12 protein-coding genes are annotated in these 14,597 nt (G+C 64.1%); 2 read left to right on the top strand and 10 right to left on the bottom strand.

The window, feature by feature from the left end:
• Window positions 1–39 precede the first annotated feature (39 nt).
• The 10 genes from AC0J42_RS04625 to AC0J42_RS04670 all read right to left on the bottom strand — a co-directional run bounded on the left by AC0J42_RS04625 (window position 40) and on the right by AC0J42_RS04670 (window position 13,441).
• A complete protein-coding gene (locus AC0J42_RS04625; protein ID WP_416422473.1) occupies window positions 40–1,011 on the bottom strand; it encodes a peptide ABC transporter ATP-binding protein in 972 nt (323 codons plus the stop codon).
• Entirely contained in the window at window positions 1,011–1,979 is a 969-nt protein-coding gene (locus AC0J42_RS04630) for an ABC transporter ATP-binding protein (RefSeq protein ID WP_473005372.1), read from the bottom strand. The genes AC0J42_RS04625 and AC0J42_RS04630 overlap by 1 nt, the downstream gene beginning before the upstream one ends.
• A gap of 10 nt (window positions 1,980–1,989) precedes the next feature.
• Complete coding sequence (locus tag AC0J42_RS04635; protein WP_416422475.1) at window positions 1,990–2,901, bottom strand: ABC transporter permease subunit; 912 nt, start codon at window positions 2,899–2,901, stop codon at window positions 1,990–1,992.
• A gap of 10 nt (window positions 2,902–2,911) precedes the next feature.
• Complete coding sequence (locus AC0J42_RS04640) at window positions 2,912–3,922, bottom strand: ABC transporter permease subunit (RefSeq protein WP_416422476.1); 1,011 nt, start codon at window positions 3,920–3,922, stop codon at window positions 2,912–2,914.
• Window positions 3,923–3,999: 77 nt separating this feature from the next.
• The gene (locus AC0J42_RS04645; protein WP_473005373.1) at window positions 4,000–5,595 is read right to left on the bottom strand and encodes an ABC transporter substrate-binding protein; all 1,596 of its coding nucleotides are present in this window, start codon (window positions 5,593–5,595) and stop codon (window positions 4,000–4,002) included.
• 70 nt (window positions 5,596–5,665) lie between these two features.
• On the bottom strand, window positions 5,666–7,042 hold the full coding sequence (locus tag AC0J42_RS04650; protein ID WP_416422478.1) for an OprD family porin: 1,377 nt from the start codon (window positions 7,040–7,042) through the stop codon (window positions 5,666–5,668).
• A 129-nt stretch (window positions 7,043–7,171) separates the two neighbouring features.
• The gene (locus AC0J42_RS04655) at window positions 7,172–8,773 is read right to left on the bottom strand and encodes an ABC transporter substrate-binding protein (protein ID WP_473005375.1); all 1,602 of its coding nucleotides are present in this window, start codon (window positions 8,771–8,773) and stop codon (window positions 7,172–7,174) included.
• A 264-nt stretch (window positions 8,774–9,037) separates the two neighbouring features.
• Window positions 9,038–10,651: an ABC transporter substrate-binding protein gene (locus tag AC0J42_RS04660; protein ID WP_473005376.1), complete on the bottom strand. Its 1,614-nt coding sequence runs from the start codon at window positions 10,649–10,651 to the stop codon at window positions 9,038–9,040.
• 333 nt (window positions 10,652–10,984) lie between these two features.
• The gene (locus tag AC0J42_RS04665) at window positions 10,985–12,589 is read right to left on the bottom strand and encodes an ABC transporter substrate-binding protein (RefSeq protein ID WP_473005377.1); all 1,605 of its coding nucleotides are present in this window, start codon (window positions 12,587–12,589) and stop codon (window positions 10,985–10,987) included.
• 144 nt (window positions 12,590–12,733) lie between these two features.
• Entirely contained in the window at window positions 12,734–13,441 is a 708-nt protein-coding gene (locus AC0J42_RS04670) for an SIMPL domain-containing protein (protein WP_473005378.1), read from the bottom strand.
• A 224-nt stretch (window positions 13,442–13,665) separates the two neighbouring features.
• Between AC0J42_RS04670 and AC0J42_RS04675 the strand changes: the two genes are divergently transcribed.
• Window positions 13,666–13,881, top strand: coding sequence for an MbtH family protein (locus tag AC0J42_RS04675; RefSeq protein WP_473005379.1), 216 nt, complete (start codon window positions 13,666–13,668; stop codon window positions 13,879–13,881).
• The gene (locus AC0J42_RS04680) at window positions 13,881–14,594 is read left to right on the top strand and encodes a thioesterase II family protein (protein ID WP_473005380.1); all 714 of its coding nucleotides are present in this window, start codon (window positions 13,881–13,883) and stop codon (window positions 14,592–14,594) included. Before AC0J42_RS04675 ends, AC0J42_RS04680 begins: the two co-directional genes overlap by 1 nt.
• Window positions 14,595–14,597: the final 3 nt, after the last annotated feature.

Raw genomic sequence — 14,597 nt, forward strand, 5'->3', positions numbered from 1 at the left:
TACGAACCCGTAGCAGCGGCCGCAGGCCGCGTCATGGCATCAGTTCAGGAACTGCTCCGCATAGTGGCAGGCCACCTGGCGGGTATCAACCTGGCGCAGCTCCGGTATTTCCATGGCGCAGCGCTCGGTGGCGTACGGGCAGCGCTTGTGGAAGGCGCAGCCCGACGGCGGGTTCAGCGGGTTGGGCAGCTCGCCGACGATCTTGATCTTCGGCTTGGCCGGGTCCGGCTTGATGGTCGGGGTGGCCGACAGCAGCGCCTGGGTGTAGGGGTGCAGCGGGCGCTTGTAGATGTCCTCCTTGGGGCCCATTTCCGCCGGGCGGCCCAGGTACATCACCAGCACGTCATCGGCCACGTGGCGCACCACCGCCAGGTTGTGCGAGATGAACACGTAGGCGGTGTTGAACTGCTGCTGCAGGTCCATGAACAGGTTCAGCACCTGTGCCTGGATCGACACGTCCAGCGCCGAGGTCGGCTCGTCCGCCACCAGCACCTTGGGTTGCAGCATCATGGCGCGGGCCAGGGCGATACGCTGGCGCTGGCCACCGGAGAACATGTGCGGGTAGCGCTGGTAATGCTCGGGGCGCAGGCCCACCTGCTGCATCATCGCCTGCACTTTCTCGCGGCGCTCGGCCTTGCTCAGGCTGGTGTTGATCAGCAGCGGTTCGCCCAGCTGGTCGCCGATTTTCTGCCGCGGGTTCAGCGAGGCATACGGGCTCTGGAACACCATCTGCACGTCCTTGCGCAGTTGCTTGCGCTCGGCCTTGCTGGCGCCATGCACCTCCTGGCCGGCGATTTTCAGCGAGCCGGACGAGGGCTCTTCGATCAGCGTCAGCGCGCGGGCCAGGGTGGACTTGCCACAGCCCGACTCGCCGACCACGGCCAGGGTCTTGCCGGCTTCAAGCTCGAACGACACGCCGTTGAGGGCGCGCACCAGGGCATGGCCCTTGAACAGGCCGCGGGAGACTTCGTAGTGACGGGTGAGGTCGCGGGCAGTAAGTACGACGGCCATCAAGCCACCTCCTGGTTCAGCGGGTAGAAGCAACGGGCCAGGCTATGGGCCTTGGGGTCCAGCGCCGGGCGCTGGCTGCGGCAGTTGTCCTGGGCGTAGGGGCAGCGCGGCGACAGCAGGCAGCCCTGCGGGCGGTCATAGCGGCCGGGGACGATGCCGGGCAGGGTGGCCAGGCGCTCGGCGCCTTCGCTGTGCTCGGGAATGGCCGCCAGCAGCGCTTCGCTGTAGGGGTGCGCGGGAATGTCGAACAGCTGTGGCACCTGGCCTACTTCCACAGCCTGGCCTGCGTACATCACGCACACGCGCTGGGCGGTTTCGGCCACCACGGCGAGGTCGTGGGTAATCAGGATCAGCGCCATGTTCTGCTCTTTCTGCAGGTTCAGCAGCAGCTCCATGATCTGCGCCTGGATGGTCACGTCCAGGGCCGTGGTGGGTTCGTCGGCGATCAGCAGTTTCGGCTCGCCGGCGATGGCCATGGCAATGGCCACGCGCTGGCTCATGCCGCCGGACAGCTGGTGCGGGTAGGCGTCCAGGCGGCTTTCGGCGCCAGGGATCTCGACCTTCTTCAGCAGTTCAAGGGCACGCTGGCGCGCCTGCTTGTTGTTCATGCCCAGGTGCTGGCGGAGCACTTCCTGGATCTGGAAGCCCACGGTGTAGCTGGGGTTCAGCGCGGTCATGGGGTCCTGGAAGATCATTGCCAGGTCCTTGCCCACCACCTGCCGGCGTTGGCGCGCGCTGAGCTTGAGCATGTCGCGGCCGTCGAAGTTCAGCGCGTCGGCGGTGATGATGCCCGGGTGATCGATCAGGCCCATCAGCGCCATCATGGTCACGGATTTGCCCGAGCCCGATTCGCCGACGATCGCCAACACTTCACCCTTGTCCACCGACAGGTCGAGGCCATCGACCACCGGCACGGCCTTGGCATCGCCAAAGCGCACGTTCAGATTCTTGATATGCAACAGTGACATGGTCGTTTCCTCAGGCGGCATTCTTGAGTTTGGGGTCCAGCGCATCGCGCAGCCCGTCGCCCATCAGGTTGATTGCCAGCACGCTGAGCAAAATGGTCAGGCCAGGCAGGCTCACCACCCACCAGGCACGTTCGATGTAGTCGCGGGCCGAGGCCAGCATGGTGCCCCACTCGGGGGTCGGCGGCTGTACGCCCAGGCCCAGGAAGCCCAGCGCCGCGGCGTCGAGGATGGCCGAGCTGAAGCTCAGGGTGGCCTGCACGATCAGCGGCGCCATGCAGTTGGGCAGCACGGTGACGAACATCAGGCGCAGCAGGCCGGCACCGGCCAGGCGCGCGGCGGTGACGTAGTCGCGGTTCAACTCGCCCATCACCGCGGCGCGGGTCAGGCGCACGTACGAAGGCAGCGAGACCACGGCAATGGCGATCACGGTGTTGATCAGGCCAGGGCCGAGGATGGCGACGATGGCCACGGCCAGCAGCAGCGAGGGCAGGGCCAGCATCACGTCCATCAGGCGCATGATGGTGGGGCCCATGATGCGCGGGAAGAAGCCGGCCAGCAGGCCCATGATGATGCCCGGGATCAGCGACATCACCACCGACGACAGGCCGATCAGCAGCGACAGGCGCGAGCCGTGGATCAGCCGCGACAGCAGGTCACGGCCCAGCTCGTCGGTGCCCAGCAGGTATTGCCATTGGCCGCCGGCCAGCCACACGGGCGGGGTCAGCAGCGCGTCGCGGAACTGCTCACTGGGGTCATGGGGCGCCACCCACGGCGCGAAGATCGCGCAGAAGATGATCAGCAGCATGAACGCCAGGCCGGCGACGGCGCCCTTGTTCTTGGCGAACGCCTGCCAGAACTCTTTGTAGGGCGAGGGGTACAGCAGGCTTTGGTCAACGGTGACCGCGGTGTTTTCAGTAGTCATTGTCCGGGCCTCAGCGCTGGTGACGGATGCGTGGGTTGGCCAGGCCGTAGAGGATATCCACGACGAAGTTGACCAGGATCACCAGGCAGGCGATCAACAGGATGCCGTTCTGCACCACCGGGTAGTCGCGGGCGCCGATGGCTTCGATCAGCCACTTGCCGATGCCCGGCCACGAGAAGATGGTCTCGGTCAGCACGGCGCCGGCCAGCAGGGTACCCACTTGCAGGCCGAACACGGTCAGCACCGGGATCAGCGCGTTGCGCAGGCCGTGCACGAACACCACGCGGGCGGGCGACAGGCCCTTGGCGCGGGCGGTGCGCACGTAGTCCTCGCGCAGCACTTCAAGCATGGACGAACGGGTCATGCGCGCGATCACCGCCAGCGGGATGGTGCCCAGCACGATGGCCGGCAGGATCAGGTGGCGCAGGGCGTCGACGAACGAGCCCGGCTCGTCGCTGAGCAGGGTGTCGATGAGCATGAAGCCGGTCTTGGGCTCGATGTCATACAGCAGGTCGATGCGCCCGGACACCGGCGTCCAGCCCAGGCTCACCGAGAAGAACATGATGAGAATCAGGCCCCACCAGAAGATGGGCATGGAGTAGCCGGCCAGGGAGATGCCCATCACCCCATGGTCGAACAGTGACCCGCGCTTGAGCGCGGCGATCACCCCCGCCAGCAGCCCGAGGATGCCGGCGAAGATCAGCGCGGCGATCGACAGCTCCAGGGTGGCAGGGAACAGTTGCAGGAATTCGTGCCAGACGCTTTCGCGGGTACGCAGCGATTCGCCCAGGTTGCCATGCGCCAGGTTGCCGATGTAGTCCAGGTACTGGGCATAGAGGGGTTTGTTCAGGCCCAGGCGCTCCATCGCCTGGGCATGCATTTCAGGGTCGACGCGCCGTTCGCCCATCATCACTTCCACGGGGTCGCCCGGTATCAGGCGTATCAGTGCGAATGTCAGCAACGTGATGCCGAAGAAGGTGGGGATCAACAACCCCACGCGGCGGGCTATAAAACTAAACATCTTGAGTTGTACCTCGTCAGCCGGTTAGGCAGTTCCCGCCCACTACCCGTTTGGGGTGCGGGCGGGCGTTCTTCTTGTTACTTCACCAGGGTGGTAGCGAAGTTGTTATTGGTCAGGGGGCTAATGTGATAACCCTCGACGTTCTTGCGCACGGCGGTAAACAAGCGTGGGTAGGCCAGGCTCAGCCAGGGAATGTCCTTGGCAAAAATAGCCTGGGCCTGCTTGTAGGCCTGCTCGCGCTCGGCCGGGTCGCTGCTGGCACGTGCCTTGGCGAGGAACCCGTCGAACTCCTTGTTGCACCAGCGCGCGGCGTTCTCGCCGCTTGTGGCTGCGTCGCAGCTCAGGTTGGGGCTGAGGAAGTTGTCTGGGTCGCCGTTGTCGCCGGCCCAGCCGTAGAACGCCAGGTCATGTTCGCCCTGTTTGACACGCTTGACCATTTCCCCCCATTCGAACACACGAATATCGAGGTTGAGGCCGATCTTGGCAAGGTCTGCCTGCAATAACTGGGCCGCCAGGGTCGGGTTGGGGTTGGTGGGGCCGCCGCCGTTGCGGGCGAACACAGTGAAACGGGTGCCTGGCGGCACACCGGCTTCCTTGAGCAGGGCGCGGGCCTTGTCCAGGTCGTGGGGCAGGTCGCTGATGCTCTTGTCGAAGCCCAGCAGGGTCGGCGGGTAGGGGCCGGTGCCGGGGGTGGCGTTGCCCTCGCCGAACAGGGTCTTGACCAGGGTGGGTTTGTCCAGGGCCATGGCGATGGCCTGGCGCACGCGAATGTCGCCCAGGTATTTGTGCGAGGTGTTGATGGCCACGTAGCTGGTCATCAGCGCTTCCATCTCGTCCACCCGCAGGTTGGGGTCGGCCTTCATACCGGGGATGTCGTCAGGCTTGGGGTACACCGCGATCTGGCATTCGTTGGCGCGCAGTTTCTGCAGGCGCACGTTGCTGTCGGTGGTGATGGCAAACACCAGCGCTTCGCTGGGGGGCACGCCCTTGTAATAGTCGGGGTTGGCCTTGTAGCGGATCATCGCATCCTTGTTGTAGCGCGTGAGGATGAACGGCCCGGTGCCGATGGGCTTGCTGTTGATGTCGCCGGTCTTGCCGGCCTTCAGCAGCTGGTCGCCGTATTCGGCGGAGTAGATCGACGCGAAGCCCATGGCCATGTCCCGCAGGAAAGGTGACTCGGGACGCTTGAGGTTGAAACGAACAGTGTAGTCGTCAACCTTGTCGATGCTGTCGATCAGGTCTTTCATGCCCATGGCTTCGAAGTAGGGGAAGCCCATGGGCGCCTTGTCGTGCCAGGGATGCTTGGGGTCGAGCTGGCGCTCGAAGCTCCATAGCACGTCATCGGCGTTGAATTCGCGGGTTGGCTTGAAGTAGTCGGTGGTCTGGAACTTCACGCCGTGGCGCAGGTGAAAGGTGTAGGTCTTGCCGTCGGCGCTGATGTCCCAGCTCTGCGCCAGGTCGGGCTCGACGTCGGTGGTGCCGGGCTTGAAGCTGGCCAGGCGGTTGAAGAGGGTTTCCGCTGACGCGTCGGCCGTGGTGGCCGCCGTGTACTGGACGATGTCGAACCCTTCCGGGCTGGCCTCGGTACAGACCACCAGGGGCTTGGCGGAAATGCCGACGGCAACGCTGAACAGTGCTGCCGCGATTGCGGCTCGAAGGGGTAGCGCTTTCATGTAGTCCCTCTGTGATCAATAGCCAGATTAGCCTGCGGCGGTGGATCGCACCGCGCGCAGGCCAGGTCGGTTACAGGATGTTGAACGGAATCGTGGTAACGATCCGCAGTTCGTCCAGGCTGCCATCAGCCTGGTTGGCACTGGCGCGGTGGGCGGTGTAGGTCGCCCGCACGCTGGTGTCTTTCAGGGCGCCACTCTGAATCACGTAGGAGGTGCCCACGCCGTATTCATAGTGGTGTTCGCCGTCCATGTTCTTCACGTCATAGGCGGTGCCGGTGTAGTGGGTGCCGTCGATGCCCCAGCCGCGGGCGCTGTAGACGTTGAACTTGAGCCCCGGCACGCCGTACTGGGCCATGTTCAGGCCATAGGCCACCTGGAAGGATTTCTCGTTCGGGCCGTTGAAGTCCGACAGCAGGGAGTTGGCCAGGAAGATGCCGTTGGTTTCGTGCAGGTAGTCGAAGTACTCGTTGCCGTTGATCTGCTGGTAGGCGAAGGTCAGGCTGTGGGCCTGGTGGGTGGCGGTCAGCGACAGGCTGCCGGCCTGGTTGTCGATCTCGCCCATCTTGCGGGCGCCGGTGTCGCGGGTCTTGTAGTAGTTCAGGCCAGTGGTCAGGCTGACCACGGCGCTGTCACCCAGCACGTGGGTGCCGCCGAAGTAGTACTGGTTCCAGAAGTCTTCGACCTGGGTGGCGAACAGCGTGGTGGTGACGCTTTCGAACGGCTGGTAGTTGACGCCCGCGGTGGTCACCCGGTCGGTTTCCACGCCGGTGGCGCTGTACTCGCTGCGGAACTTGCTCAGGCTCTGCTCGGTACGTGGCGACACGCGGTCGAAGGTGCCGGCCTGGAACGACAGGTTGTTGAACTCCTTGCTGTCGATGCTCACGCCTTCGAAGCTGGAGGGCAGGGCACGGTTGCCGATGGTGGCGACCATGGGCGTGTCCATGGCCTGGCGGCCCAGGGTCAGGGTGGTGTTGGACACCCGCGCCTTGACGTTGCCCAGGCCCAGCTTGCTCCATTGGCCGATGGTGTCGCCGTCGCTGTCGGCCAGGGTGCGGTTGTTCGAGCCGCCATTGCGCGCGCTGCCGCGCTCCAGCGCCACCACGTTGTACAGCGCCGCTTCCACGCCGAAGCCGACCGTGCCCTGGGTGAAGCCCGAGGTGTAGTCGACCGTGGTGCTCTGCAGCCAGTTGGTGCGGTTGTTCATGGGCTCCCGGGTGCCGTTCTTGGCGTGGCTGAACAGCGGCCCGCGCTTGGACTGTTCGCGGGCGTACCAGTTGCGCGTCCAGCCCGACAGGCTCTGGTCCTCGACAAAGCCCTTGGCGTCGGCCTGGGCGCTGCTGTCCTTGAGCGTGGTGGGGGTGAACGCCTGGCTGGCGTCATCGGCATTGGCCAGGGCGGACAGGCCGCCGATGGACAGGGCCAGCAGTGTTTTTCTTGTAATGTTCATGGGTGAAGCTCCTTGGTTTTTTCTTTTTTTTATGCCGGGCACATTCGGGTGCTCGGTCAACTTTGGGTACAACTGTGTTTGCAAACGTTTGGCCTCGTTCAATTGGCCGCGGTTTGCCTGCACTGGGGCTCAGTCGGCCAGTGACACTCCGCTGAAGGTATTGCGGCCAAAGGGGCTGACCTTGAAGTCCTGCACCTTGGCGCTGATGGGCTGGTTGACCGTGGAGTGGGCGATCGGGGTAATCGGCACCTCCTGCTTGAGGCGCTGCTGGGCCTGGCGGTACAGCTCGCTGCGGGCCTCGCGGTCGTTGAGGGTCTTGGCCTTGGTCACCAAAGCGTCGAAGGTCGGGTCGCACCACATGGCGATGTTGTTGCTGCCGATGGCGCCGCAGCTGTACAGGGTGCCCAGCCAGTTGTCGGGGTCACCGTTGTCGCCGGTCCAGCCCATCAGGGCCACGTCGTGCTCACCGTTCTTGGTGCGCTTGAGGTATTCGCCCCACTCGTAGCTGACGATGCGCGCCTTGATGCCCACCTTGGCCCAGTCGGACTGCAGCATCTCGGCCATCAGCTTGGCGTTGGGGTTGTAGGGGCGCTGTACGGGCATGGCCCACAGGGTTATCTCGTGGCCGTCCTTGACCCCGGCTTCCTTGAGCAGCTGGCGGGCCATTTCCGGGTTGTACGGCGCGTCCTTGATGCTGGTGTCGTAGGACCACTGGGTCGGCGGCATGGCGTTCATCGCCAGCTGGCCGGCCTCCTGGTACACCGCGTGCAGGATCGCCTGCTTGTTCACCGCCATGTCCATGGCCTGGCGCACCTTGAGCTGGTCGAACGGCGGGTGCTGCACGTTGTAGCCGATGTAGCCGAGGTTGTAGCCCGGGGTCTCGATGACTTTCAGCCTGGGGTCGGCACGCAGCGCGGCCAGGTCGGCGGGGCGTGGGTTGAGGGTGACCTGGCACTCGTTCTTGCGCAGCTTCTGCACGCGCACCGAGGAGTCGACGTTGATGGCGTAGATCAGCTGGTCGACCTTCACCTGGCTCGGCTCCCAGTACTGCTCGTGCGCCTTGTAGCGGATCTGCGAGTCCTTCTGGTAGCGCTGCAACGCGAAGGGCCCGGTGCCGATGGGCTTGTGGTTAAGGTCGCTGGGCTTGCCGGCTTTCAGCAGCTGCTCGGCGTACTCGGCCGACTGGATGGCGGCGAAGCTCATGGCGATGTTCTGCACGAAGGCAGCGTCCACCGTGCGCAGCTTGAACACCACGGTCATGGGGTCGGCCTTGGTGACGCTGACCAGGTTCTTGTCCAGGCCCATCGACACGAAGTACAGGAACTCGGTGGGGTAGGCGCGGGTGAACGGGTGGTCGCGGTCGAGCATGCGCTGGAAGGTGAACAGCACGTCGTCGGCGTTGAAATCGCGGCTGGGGGTGAACGCCTTGTTGCTGTGGAAACGCACGCCTTCGCGCAGGTGGAAGGTGTAGGTCAGGCCATCCTCGGCCACGTCCCAGCGCGTGGCCAGGCCAGGGATCACGGCGGTGCCGCCGCGTTCGAATTCGGTCAGGCGGTTGTACAGCGGTTCCGCGGCATCGTTGTCGGTGCCACCGGTGAACTGGGCGATGTCGAAGCCAGCAGGGCTGCCTTCGGAGCAGAACACCAGGCTCTTGTTGTTGGCATGGCTGAGCGGCACCTCGGCCAAAAGGCCCAGGCTCAGCAGGGATGCAACCAGATGGTGTTGACGCATGACGGTCTATTCCTTGTTGTCTGGATCGAGGCGGCCTGAGGGGTAGTCGGGCCGAGGTTCGAAACTAGGGGCGCGAGCCGTGACCGTAAATGCGCGAAATCGCTGCGACCTGTAGGAAAAATCTGAAATGCACGAAGGCCCTGCGTGAAAATGCAGTCATCGTTGTCTTCAGGGATTTCCGACTTGAGGCTGTGGGAGCTGGCTTGCCAGCGAGCTTTTCGGGGCCATCAAAAACTCGCCGGCAAGCCGGCTCCCACAGGGTGTTTACTTCTTGCTTTCGTCGATGCCCACGCCGTAGAACGAGTTCAGGCCGAACGGGCTGATCTTGAAGTCCACCACGCTGCTGCGCATCGGCTGGTAGACCGTGGAGTGGGCGATCGGGGTGATCGGCACCTGGTCTTTCACGCGATGCTGGGCCTGCTTGTACAGCTCGGTGCGCTTGGCCTGGTCAGAGGTGGCCTTGGCGGCCTTGACCAGCTTGTCGAAGTCGGCGTCACACCATTTGCCGAAGTTGTTGCCGTTGATGGCGTCGCAGCCCAACAGGGTGCCCAGCCAGTTGTCCGGGTCACCGTTGTCACCGCTCCAGCCGATCAACATGGCGTCCATCTCGCCGTTGTGGGCGCGCTTGATGTACTCGCCCCACTCGTAGCTGACGATGTTGGCCTTGATGCCGATCTTGCCCCAGTCCGACTGCAGCATTTCAGCCATCAGCTTGGCGTTGGGGTTGTAGGGGCGCTGCACGGGCATGGCCCACAGGTTGATGGTGGTGCCTTCGGGAATGCCGGCTTCCTTGAGCAGGGCCTTGGCCTTGGCCGGGTCGTAGGCTGGGTCCTTGATGGTGGTGTCATAGGACCACTGGGTCGGCGGCATGGCGTTGACGGCCAGCTGGCCCGCACCCAGGTAAACCGACTTGATGATTTCCTGCTTGTTCACGGCCATGTCCAGGGCCTGGCGGAACTTGAGGTTGTCGAACGGCTTGTGGGTCACGTTGTAGGCGATGTAGCCCAGGTTGAAGCCGGCCTGCTCAGGCATCTTCAGGTTCGGGTCGGCCTTGAGCGGCTCGATGTCGGCCGGGCGCGGGTAGGCGGTGATCTGGCACTCGTTCTTCTTCAGCTTCTGCATGCGCACCGAAGCGTCGGTGGTGATGGCGAAGATCAGGTTGTCGACCTTCACATCTTCAGGCTTCCAGTAGTCCTTGTTGCCCTTGAAGCGGATCTGCGCGTCTTTCTGGTACTTGCTGAACACGAACGGGCCAGTGCCGATCGGCTTCTGGTTGAGGTCCTGCGGCTTGCCTTCCTTGAGCAGCTGCGCGGCGTACTCGGCGGACTGGATGGAGGCGAAGCTCATGGCCATGTCCTGGATGAACGCGGCGTCCACGGTCTTCAGGCTGAACTTGACGGTGTGGTCGTCGACTTTCTCCACCTTGGTGATGTTGTCGTTCATCCCCATGTCGGTGAAGTACGGGAACTCGGTGGGGTAGGCCTTGCGGAACGGCATGTCCTTGTCGAGCATGCGCGTGAAGGTGAACACCACGTCGTCGGCGTTGAATTCGCGGGTCGGCTTGAAGTAGTCGGTGGTGTGGAACTTGACGCCTTCGCGCAGGTGGAAGGTGTAGGTCAGGCCGTCGGGGCTGATGTCCCAGCTGGTGGCCAGGCCTGGCACCACGGCGGTGCCGCCGCGCTCGAACTGGCTCAGGCGGTTGAACATGGTTTCGGCCGAGGCATCGAAGTCAGTGCCGGTCGTGTACTGGCCCGGGTCGAAGCCCGCCGGGCTGCCTTCTGAGCAGAACACCAGGCTGGTGGGTGCTGCCAGGGCAAAAGGAGCGCTGGCAAGCATGCCGGCGCCGATCAGGAACGGAATGACCGCGTGTTTGAGCATGGTGGCCTCAGTTGTTGTGTTTTTTGATTGAGGGGACCTTGTGGGTCTACCCGCCGATACTTATGCAGGCGGCATACCCAAAGCAATACTTTGACGCCAGCGAAAGGGCAAAGTGTGGAACACGCGTACAAGAATGTCGCATGGATATAAAAAACCATCCATTTGAACGTTTGCGTACGTTTTAAATGGTGCACGAGGCGCACTAAAGCTGATCATTTGGTCAGCTTTGTGCGCCATATTGGTGCATTCAATAACACCGCGTAGCAGTTGCAGCCAGGCTGCGTCAGGCCGCGCCGCGATACGTGGCGTCTGGGACGCGGCCTTTGGCCGCTGCTACGGGGTTTTGAGGCTTACGCCGTAGAAGGGCGTGAGGCCGAACGGGCTGATGCGGAAGTCCTGCACTTCCTTGCGCATGGGTTGGAACACCGTGGAGTTGGCGATCGGGGTGATCGGCACCTGGGCCTTGAGGATGTGCTGGGCCTGCTGGTACAGCTTGATGCGCTCGTCGCGGTTGCTGCTCAGCTTGGCCTGCTGGATCAGCTTGTCGTAGGCCGGGTCGCACCACTTGGCGTAGTTGCTGCCCTTCACCGCCGCGCAGCTGTACAGCACGCCCAGCCAGTTGTCGGGGTCGCCGTTGTCGCCGGTCCAGCCGTAGATCATCACGTCATGCTCGCCGGCCTTGGCGCGCTTGATGTACTCGCCCCATTCATAGCTGACGATGTTGGCCTTGATGCCTACCTTGGCCCAGTCGTTCTGGATCATCTGCGCCGACATGCGCGCGTTGGGGTTGGACGCGCGCTGCACGGTCATGGCCCAGAGGTTGATGCTGGTGCCTTCCTTGACCCCGGCTTCCTTCAGCAACTGGCGCGCCTTGGCCGGGTCATAGGGGGCGTCCTTGATGGTCGGGTCGTAGGACCATTGCGCCGGTGGCAGGGCGTTCTGCGCCAGCTGGCCGGCGCTCTGGTACACCGCCTTGATGATGGCCGGCTTGTCGATGGCCATGTCCAGCGCCTGGCGCACTTTCAGCTGGTCCAGCGGCGCATGGGTGACGTTGTAGGCGAGGAAGCCAAGGTTGAAACCGGGCTGGCTCTGCACCTTCAGGTCGGGGTCCTGCTTGGCCACTTCGATGTCTTCGGGGCGCGGGTAGCCGCTGACCTGGCACTCGTTGCGCTTGAGCTTCTGCAGGCGCACGGCGGCGTCCGGGGTGATGGAGAAGATCAGGTTGTCGAGCTTCACATCCTCGGGCTTCCAGTAGTCCTTGTTGCCCACGTAGCGGATCTGCGCGTCCTTCTGGTAGCGCTTGAACACGAACGGGCCGGTGCCGATGGGCTTCTGGTTGATGTCGGCGGGCCGGCCTTCCTTGAGCAACTGGTTGGCGTACTCGGCCGACTGGATCGAGGCGAAGCTCATGGCCAGGTTCTGCACGAACGCGGCGTCGATGTGGTTGAGGGTGAACACCACGGTGTGGTCGTCGGTCTTGGTCACGGACTTGATGGTGGTGTTCAGGTCCATGTCGTTGAAATACGGCGACTCCGACGGGTACGCCTTGCGGAACGGCTGCTCGGGGTTGAGCAGGCGTTCGAAGGTGAACAGCACGTCATCGGCGTCGAAGGTGCGGGTGGGCGTGAAGTAGTCGGTGGTGTGGAACTTCACCCCGTCGCGCAGGTGGAAGGTGTACGCCAGGCCGTCCTTGGACACGTCCCAGGAGGTGGCCAGGCCCGGTTCCACCTCGGTGCCGCCGCGCTTGAACTGGGTCAGGCGGTTGAACACGGTTTCGGCCGAGGCATCGAAGTCGGTGCCGCTGGTGTACTGGCTGGGGTCGAAGCCGGCGGGGCTGGCTTCCGAGCAATAGACCAGGGTGCTGGCCGCCTGGGCCAGGGGCGCTGCGCCAAGCAGCGCGGCGGCGAGCAGCAGCGGGGTGAAGGCGGATTTGTCCATGAAAGCCTCTAGGGGAGTGAGTGCCTGGCAGATTACCTCGCCGAACACACTTGTGGGAGCTGGCTTGCCAGCGAGCTTCTAAATCCCCAAAGCTCGCTGGCAAGCCAGCTCCCACAAAACCTTCATCATTTGTGCCGGGCGGTGTTACGGCATCTGCACTTCAATGGCGCCGTCGGCGCTCATGGTCACCTGGCTGGTGCCGGCCTCCACTTCAGGCGCGGGCGCCGAGTCGGCCATGGCCGATTTCATCATCATCGCCGCGCGCGGGAACGGCTGCTGATAGCCGCTGCTGTTGAGGTTCATGCTCACCACCTTGTAACCCTTGCCACCCAGCGCCTCGGTGGCCAGTTGCGCACGGGCCTTGAACGCCGCCACGGCGTCCTTCAGCAGGGCGTCTTCGCTCTGGGTGCGGGCCTTGGGCGAAATGGTGAAACTCATGCCGCCCATCTTCAGGTCCTGCAGCAGCTGCCCGGTAAGGGTCGACAGCGCAGGGAAGTCGGCGCTTTCCAGGCGCAGCTCGGCGCGCTCGCGCCAGCCGGTGATCTTCTGGCCCTTGTCGTCGTAGATGGGGTAGCTGTTGCGGCTGCCCTGGCTGATCTTCACTTCCTTCACTGCGCGGGCCTTGCCCAGCGCCTTGTTCATAGCTTCGGTGACCTGGGCGGCGAGCTTGGCCGGGTCGGCGTTCTGTTCCTCGCTGTACAGGGTCACCAGCATCAGGTCGCGGGGCACTTCCTGGCTGACCTCGGCGCGCAGGGAAACCTGGTTGTAGCGGGGTTCGTCGGCCAACGCGGGAAGGCTGGCCAGCAGGCCGGCGCCGAGGAGGAAGGCGGCGCTGCGACTGAGGGTGTGCATGGGGGGACTCCTTGTGGGCAAACCGATGAGACTGTAGTTCCACCTAAGCGGTTCAGCACGGATGTGTAACCGTTTGTGGCATGGAGCGCGTTAGCGAAACGTCCTACGTCATTATCAGAAACGCCTCTCATTAATTTTCCCTCTGGCTGACTCGTCACTTCGTTGTGGTTCCAAAGCCGTGCAAGCGGCAATCCCCCTGCAACGCAATACTGACGAGGTCGGCAATGGCTTTTGATCGCGAAGACACCGTGTTCACCGTGGTGGTGAACCACGAAGAGCAGTACTCCATCTGGCCCGAATACAAGGCCATTCCCCAGGGCTGGCGCGAAGCCGGCAAGAGCGGCCTGAAGGCCGAATGCCTGGCGTTCATCGAGGAAGTCTGGACCGACATGCGCCCGCTCAGCCTGCGCCAGCACATGGAACAGCAGGCGGCCCGCTGATGCGCCTGTACTGCCTGCCGTACTCGGGCGCCAGCGCCATGGTCTACGGCCGCTGGCGCCGCAGCCTGCCGGCCGACATCGAGGTGCGCCCGCTGGAGCTGCCCGGCCGCGGCCGGCGGTTCAGCGAGCCGCTGGCCACCGACATGGTCGCGCTGGCGCGCCAGCTGGCCGCCGAGATCAGCTCCGAGCTGGACCGCCCCTACGCGCTGTTCGGCCACAGCCTGGGCGGCCTGCTGGTGCACGAGCTGGCCCACGCCCTGCGCGAGCGTGGCTGCCCGCCGCCGCGCCTGCTGTTCGCCTCGGGCACCGCCGCGCCGTCGCTGCGTGACACCGAGCGCTTCGCCGCTAACAAGACCGACGCCCAGCTGATCGCCGACCTGCGCGAGCTCAACGGCACCCCCGAGGACATCCTCGCCAATGAAGAACTGATGCGCCTGACGCTGCCGGTGCTGCGCGCCGACTTCGCCCTGTGCGGCGGCTACCAGTACCGCCCGCGGGCACCGCTGGACTGCCCCATCCAGGTGCTGGCCGGGCGCCAGGACTCGACCACGCCTGCGCAGTTGCAGGCCTGGCGCCAGGAGACCACGGGCGGTTTCGACCTGAGCCTGTTCGACAGCGGCCACTTCTTCATCCACGACCAGGCCAGCGATGTCCTCGCGCTGCTCCAGGCCCGGCTGCAACCCCTGCTGCACCGTCACGCAACAGCCATTTGAACC

The sequence above is a fragment of the Pseudomonas sp. Tav-5-1A genome, assembly GCF_055755055.1.

Coding starts and splice junctions, on each gene's coding strand:
- AC0J42_RS04625 (WP_416422473.1), bottom strand. CDS start 1,011: ATGGCCGTCGTACTTACTGCCCGCGACCTCACCCGTCACTACGAAGTC.
- AC0J42_RS04630 (WP_473005372.1), bottom strand. CDS start 1,979: ATGTCACTGTTGCATATCAAGAATCTGAACGTGCGCTTTGGCGATGCC.
- AC0J42_RS04635 (WP_416422475.1), bottom strand. CDS start 2,901: ATGACTACTGAAAACACCGCGGTCACCGTTGACCAAAGCCTGCTGTAC.
- AC0J42_RS04640 (WP_416422476.1), bottom strand. CDS start 3,922: ATGTTTAGTTTTATAGCCCGCCGCGTGGGGTTGTTGATCCCCACCTTC.
- AC0J42_RS04645 (WP_473005373.1), bottom strand. CDS start 5,595: ATGAAAGCGCTACCCCTTCGAGCCGCAATCGCGGCAGCACTGTTCAGC.
- AC0J42_RS04650 (WP_416422478.1), bottom strand. CDS start 7,042: ATGAACATTACAAGAAAAACACTGCTGGCCCTGTCCATCGGCGGCCTG.
- AC0J42_RS04655 (WP_473005375.1), bottom strand. CDS start 8,773: ATGCGTCAACACCATCTGGTTGCATCCCTGCTGAGCCTGGGCCTTTTG.
- AC0J42_RS04660 (WP_473005376.1), bottom strand. CDS start 10,651: ATGCTCAAACACGCGGTCATTCCGTTCCTGATCGGCGCCGGCATGCTT.
- AC0J42_RS04665 (WP_473005377.1), bottom strand. CDS start 12,589: ATGGACAAATCCGCCTTCACCCCGCTGCTGCTCGCCGCCGCGCTGCTT.
- AC0J42_RS04670 (WP_473005378.1), bottom strand. CDS start 13,441: ATGCACACCCTCAGTCGCAGCGCCGCCTTCCTCCTCGGCGCCGGCCTG.
- AC0J42_RS04675 (WP_473005379.1), top strand. CDS start 13,666: ATGGCTTTTGATCGCGAAGACACCGTGTTCACCGTGGTGGTGAACCAC.
- AC0J42_RS04680 (WP_473005380.1), top strand. CDS start 13,881: ATGCGCCTGTACTGCCTGCCGTACTCGGGCGCCAGCGCCATGGTCTAC.